The sequence below is a fragment of the Piscicoccus intestinalis NBRC 104926 genome (genome assembly GCF_001515525.1).
GTDB classification, from domain to species: Bacteria; Actinomycetota; Actinomycetes; order Actinomycetales; family Dermatophilaceae; genus Kineosphaera; species Kineosphaera intestinalis.
Genome location: NZ_BCNQ01000214.1, coordinates 1 through 5,594 on the forward strand (window position 1 = coordinate 1; position 5,594 = coordinate 5,594).

5 protein-coding genes are annotated in these 5,594 nt (G+C 74.0%); 3 read left to right on the top strand and 2 right to left on the bottom strand.

Annotation, left to right across the window (positions count from 1 at the left end; translation table 11 throughout):
- Window positions 1–114: 114 nt before the first annotated feature.
- Window positions 115–528: a VOC family protein gene (locus PINTE_RS20085; RefSeq protein WP_068434179.1), complete on the top strand. Its 414-nt coding sequence runs from the start codon at window positions 115–117 to the stop codon at window positions 526–528.
- 291 nt (window positions 529–819) lie between these two features.
- Here PINTE_RS20085 and PINTE_RS22945 read toward each other — a convergent pair whose 3' ends face one another.
- Window positions 820–2,103 (bottom strand): hypothetical protein, encoded by a 1,284-nt coding sequence (locus PINTE_RS22945; RefSeq protein ID WP_157087416.1) that lies wholly within the window; start codon window positions 2,101–2,103, stop codon window positions 820–822.
- A 346-nt stretch (window positions 2,104–2,449) separates the two neighbouring features.
- The gene (ptsP, locus tag PINTE_RS20100; protein WP_084343851.1) at window positions 2,450–4,204 is read right to left on the bottom strand and encodes a phosphoenolpyruvate--protein phosphotransferase; all 1,755 of its coding nucleotides are present in this window, start codon (window positions 4,202–4,204) and stop codon (window positions 2,450–2,452) included.
- A gap of 165 nt (window positions 4,205–4,369) precedes the next feature.
- On the opposite strand from ptsP, the gene PINTE_RS20105 reads away from it, so the two are divergent.
- Entirely contained in the window at window positions 4,370–5,179 is an 810-nt protein-coding gene (locus PINTE_RS20105) for a DeoR/GlpR family DNA-binding transcription regulator (protein ID WP_245643076.1), read from the top strand.
- On the top strand, window positions 5,176–5,594 hold a 419-nt coding region (locus PINTE_RS20110; protein ID WP_245643077.1), incomplete at its 3' end, for a PfkB family carbohydrate kinase. The genes PINTE_RS20105 and PINTE_RS20110, both read left to right, overlap by 4 nt.

Sequence of the window (5,594 nt, forward strand, 5' to 3'; positions counted from 1 at the left end):
CGGCCCTCGGATCGGCCCGCCGCCTGCCCGTGCTGGTGCTCGAGCCCGGCCGGCTGCGGCGCGATCGGTGGCCAGTGGGTGGCAGCACGGGCACAGTGGCGGCACAGTGTGGCTATGAGCTCCCGCACCGCCAACTTCTGCATCGACGCGGCCGACCCCTACAGCCAGACCCAGTGGTGGGCCCAGGTGCTGGAGGACTTCAACATCGACCCCGAGGATCTCCAGGAGCCCGGCGACGACGAGTGCGGCCTGGCCGGCCCCGACGGCCGCTGGCTGCTGTTCCTCAAGGTCCCCGAGGCCAAGCGCGTGAAGAACCGCATGCACATCTGCCTGCGGCCCGTCGACCGGTCCCGCGACGAGGAGGTCGACCGGCTGCTGGGCCTCGGCGCCACGATGGTCTCCGACCTGCGCTCCGGGCCCGACTCGGGCTGGGTCGTGCTCGCCGATCCCGAGGGCAACGAATTCTGCGTGCTGCGCCAGTTCTTCGACGACGAGGACGACGAGGGCGACGGCGCCGTCATGCACTGATGTGTCAACACGTCGACACACGTCGGCGCTGACCGGCGCGGGTTCGGGCGCCGACGCGTCGTCGAATGAGGGGCTGGCGGCGGGCCGAGACGAAGTTGGCTTACACACTCGTCGTCCGGGCCGCCGACGCCTGGCATCGCCGCAGGTCAGGAGCGTGCCCTAGGCGCGCAGATCCGAGTGTGTAAGCGATTCTCGTCTCGGCCCTTGGCCCTTGGCCCTTGGATCTTGGATCTTGGCCCTTTGGCGCCTCGGTGCGCGTTCGGAGCGGGCGCGCTGTCGCGCCGGGAGGGCTCAAGGTGGCGGCGGGCTCTCGGCGTTGCGGTTGTCGCCGCAACGCCGAGCGCGGGGCGCATCGCCCAGCCCTCGCGACGGTGTCAGTGCCGTCAGCGCCGCGACGGGGCGAGCTTGAGCGCGACGGTGTTGCCCCGCCCGTCGGTGGCGTTGACGGCCAGCGCACCGGACTTGTTGATCGCCACGGCGTCGGTGAGCACCCAGCCGCGGGGAAGGCCGCGCACCCGGGTGTTGAGGTCGGTGAGCCGGCCGTCGCGCCACACGCCGGCCCGGCCGCCGGCGGAGCCCACGAGCACGCCGGCGTCGCTGACGCCCGCGACCCGCAGGCCTCCGGTGCCCCGAGAGCGGCACCGGGTTGCGGGTGGTCGAGAGCCACGCCAGCCGCCCGCCCGCGGCGCTGCGGCCGGTGGCGCCGACCCGGCCGACGAGGCGCCGCCCGTCCGGTGAGATCGCGTCGAGCGTGCTCGTCGACCCCGACCGCACCGGGGTCACGCCCTTGCCGGTGAACACGACGCCCACCGGGTAGGTGCCCGTCTGCGGCTGCACCGGGGCGGTGACCGTGGCGGCCGCCAGGCCCGTCTCCGAGAGCCCGGAGACGGTGTAGCTGCCGAGCAGCTTCGTCGGCACCTGCACCAGCGACCCCGGGACCCCGTAGAACGGGTAGGTGACGCGGTTGAAGTCGAGGCTGCCCGCGACGACGCCGCGGGAGTTGACCGCGCCGAGCAGGAACCCCGTGCGCGACTCCGGGGCCTGCGCGGTGCTGGCCCGCCCGCTGCGCGACCACGTGACGACCTGGGCGTCGGGCCCGCCCGAGGTCTTGCCGGCCACCGTGCCGCGCGGCGCGATCGCGGCGGCCAGCACCCCGCCGGAGCCCGATTCGATCCAGCGCGCGCCCCAGTCGCCGCCGACGAACGGCCGCGACGCGCCGTCCGCAGCGGCGGCGTTGCCGGCGACGCGGCCCGAGTCGTCGATGCCGACCGCGGTCGATGCCGTGCTGCTCGAGCCGTCGGGCAGGCGTTGCGGAGCGACCCGGCTCCAGTCGTAGCCACCGCGCGAGCCGGGCCGCCGGTCGGGGCGCCGGTCGGGTCGGCGGTTGGGCGCGCCGGTCGCCTCGGTCGATGACCCGGCCGCCTGGGCCGACGCCCCGGCCGATGCGCTCTGCGCGACGCCAGCGACGCCCGAAACTCCAGCCGCCTGCGCCGCGGGCCCGGCCCCGGCCCACACCAGAGCCGGAGCGAGACCGGTGGCGACGGTCACGAGCAGGGCGAGACGCCGTCCACCCATCGCGCGAGCCGGCCAGTGCGAGCCCCCGTAAGAGCCCCCGCCAGGGCGGCCCGGCAGGCGCCCCCGGAGTCGGTGAGCGCGGAGTTCCGAGGCGTGGCCCGCGGTCCGCGTGGCGTCGGTGGTGTGTGCGGATACGCCGAATGTGTTGTTGTTCATCGTGAGTCCCCTTGTGATGCCCCCATGAGTTCCGGGAGGCCCCCGCCTCCCGACGGGCCGCCCCCCGGCGACCCGTTGAGCAGGACTCTAACCCCACGGCGCACCCACGGGAAGCACTTCCGCGACAAGAACATTCACGATCACTTTCACAATCGTGAGTCATTTGCGTTCACAGTCGCGGCAAACGGCCTCACTCCTGCGGCGTCAGCACCTTGCGGGCCCGCTCGCGCGCGGAGGCGGAGTCGGTGGCGTCGAGCACGGCCTGCGCGGCCTGCTCGCACTGCTCGAAGGTGACGGTCGCCAGCTGCGCGCCCACCCCGGAGACGGCCGACGCGGCCATCGACAGCGAGGTCACACCGAGGCCGACGAGCACGCACGCCAGCAGCGGGTCGGCCGCCGCCTCGCCGCAGACGCCGACGGGCTTGCCCGCCTCGCGCCCGGCGTCCGCCGTCATCGCGATGAGCGTCAGCACCGCGGGCTGCCACGGGTCGGTGAGGGTGGCCAGGTGCGGCGACATGCGGTCGGCCGCCATCGTGTACTGGGACAGGTCGTTGGTGCCGATCGAGAAGAAGTCGACGTGCGGCAGGAACCGCGGCGCGAGCAGCGCCACCGACGGCACCTCGACCATGATCCCGGGCTTGATGCCGCGCTCGCGGGCCAGGTCGGCGAAGCGCTTGGCCTCCGGCACCGTCGCGATCATCGGCGCCATCACCCACGGCTGCACGTCGGCGCCCTGCTCCCGCTTGCCGGCGGCCTCGGCGACCGCGTCGAGCTGGTTGGTCAGCAGGTCGACGTCGCGCAGCCCGATCCGCACGCCGCGCACACCGAGCGCCGGGTTCTCCTCGTCCTCCATGTTCGCGAACGCCAGCGGCTTGTCGGAGCCGGCGTCGAGCGTGCGCACGACGACCTTCTTGCCGGGGAAGGCGGCGAACACCTCGCCGTAGATGCGCGCCTGCTCGGACACGCTCGGCTCGGACTCGCTGTTGAGGAAGCACAGCTCGGTGCGGAACAGGCCCACGCCGGTGGCCTGCGACTCGGCGGCCTTGCGGGCGCCCGCGCCGTCCTGCACGTTGGCGAGCAGCTCGACGTCGCGGCCGTCGCGGGTGCGGGCCGGGCCGCGCCACGAGCGCACGGCCTCCCGGCGGGCGGCGTCCTCCTCGACGAGGCGACGGCCCTCCTCCTGCGACACCCCGACGGTGATCGTGCCGGTCGTGCCGTCGACGAGCACCTCGACGCCGTCGTCGATCGAGGCGATCCGCGAGGCGGCGACGATGCACGGGATGCCGAGCTGGCGGGCGATGATCGCCGTGTGGCTCGTGGGCCCGCCGAGCTGGGTGACCAGGGCGGTGATGAGGGTCGGGTCGAGCCCGGCGGTGTCGGCCGGCGCGAGGTCGTCGGCGAACAGCACGCTCGGGGTGTCGGGAGTCGGTACGCCCGGCTCGGGCTGGCCGAGCAGTTCGGCGACGACGCGGTCGCGGATGTCGCGCAGGTCGGTGGTGCGCTCGGCCATGAGGCCGCCGAGCTTCTCGAACTGCGTGATGAACTGCGCGATCGCGGCGGAGACGGCCTGCGGCGCGGCGGTGCCCCGCTTGACGTTCTTCACGGCGGCGCGGCGCCAGCCGCGGTCGCGGCACAGGGAGGCGGTGGCCGAGAGCACCTCGGAGGCGACGCCGGTCGCCTGGCTGGCGCGGTGCTCCAGCCGGGTGGCGACGGTCTCGACGGCCTGCTCGATGCGCCCGGCCTCGGCCTCCCGGTTCTCCTCCGGCACCTCGGGCATGCGCGGGGTGAGCTCGGGGCGGCCCTGCTTCCAGACCACCGGCGCGAACGCGATGCCCGGCACGACCCCGGTTCCGGTGACGGAGTCGGGCGTGCGGGTGGTGATCGAGCCGGTGGGGGTCTCGCTCGCCTCCGCGCCTGCGTCGCCGGGCGTGGTCTGTGCGGTCATGGCAGCTCCTCTGCGGTGAGGTCGTTGGTCGTGCGGACGACGCGACGCGAGCCTGTCAGAGGCCGGCTCGCGCGCCCGCGCCGGGGGGTTCCGAAAACACTATCGGAAGCGCTTGCGCGGAGTCTACGTATTCAGATATAAACAAACTGATTCCCACATCTGAATGTGTTGGCCAGCCACACGAGCGAGGACGGCAGCGACGCCATGTACGCAGAGGAACGTCAAGAGGCCCTAGTCGCCGAGGCCCGCCGCAGCGGACGGGTCTCCGTCGCCGCCGCCGCGGAGGTCTACCAGGTGACCCCCGAAACGATTCGCCGCGATCTCGCCGCGCTCGACTCGCGCGGGCTGCTGCGCCGCGTGCACGGCGGGGCGGTGCCGACCGAGTCGCTGCGGCTCGTCGAGCTCGGCGTCGCCGAACGCTCCGGGAGCCGCGCCGCGGAGAAGGCCCGCATCGCGCGCGCCGCGCTGCCGCACCTGCCGAGCGGGCCCGGCTCCACGATCATCCTCGACGCCGGCACGACGACGGCCGGGCTCGCCACGGTGCTGCCCGCCGACCCCGAGCTGACGATCATCACCGGCTCGATGCCGATCGCGATGGCCGCCTCGCAGCGCTGCCCGGGGCCGGTGCAGCTCGTCGGCGGCCGCGTGCGGGGGCTGACCCAGACGACCGTCGGCGGCCAGACCGTCGCCGAGCTCGGCGCGCTGCGCGCCGACGTCGCGTTCATCGGCACCAACGGGCTGACCACCAGCCACGGGGCGTCCACGCCGGATGCCGAGGAGGCCGCGGTCAAACGCGCGATCGTCTCCGCGGCCCGCCGGATCGTGCTGCTCACCGACTCCACCAAGTTCGGCGTCGAGTACCTCCGCTCGTTCGCCTCGCTCGCCGACATCGACGTGCTCGTCACCGACGGTGACATCAGCCCCGGTGACCGGCAACGCTGCATCTCCGCCGGAATCGAGGTCGTCATCGCATGATCGTCACGTTCACCGCCAACCCCAGCCTCGACCGCACGGCGAGCCTGTCGGTGCCTCTGACCCGGGGCGGAGTGCACCGCCTCGCCGGCCTGACCACGGAGCCGGGCGGCAAGGGCGTCAACGTCGCCCGCGCCATCCACCAGGCCGGCAAGGCGGCGTTGGCCGTGCTGCCCGCGGGCCCGCACGACCCGATCCTGGCCGCCCTCACCGAGCGCGGCGTGCCGCACCGGCACGTGCAGGTGCCCTCCCTCGTGCGCACCAATCTCACGCTCACCGAGGCCGACGGCACGACGACCAAGCTCAACGAGCCGGGCGCGGTGCTGTCCGCGGCCGACGCCGACGCGCTGCGCGAGGTGCTCGTCGAGGCCGCCCGGGGCGCCGCGTGGGTGGTGCTCTCCGGCTCCCTGCCGCCCGG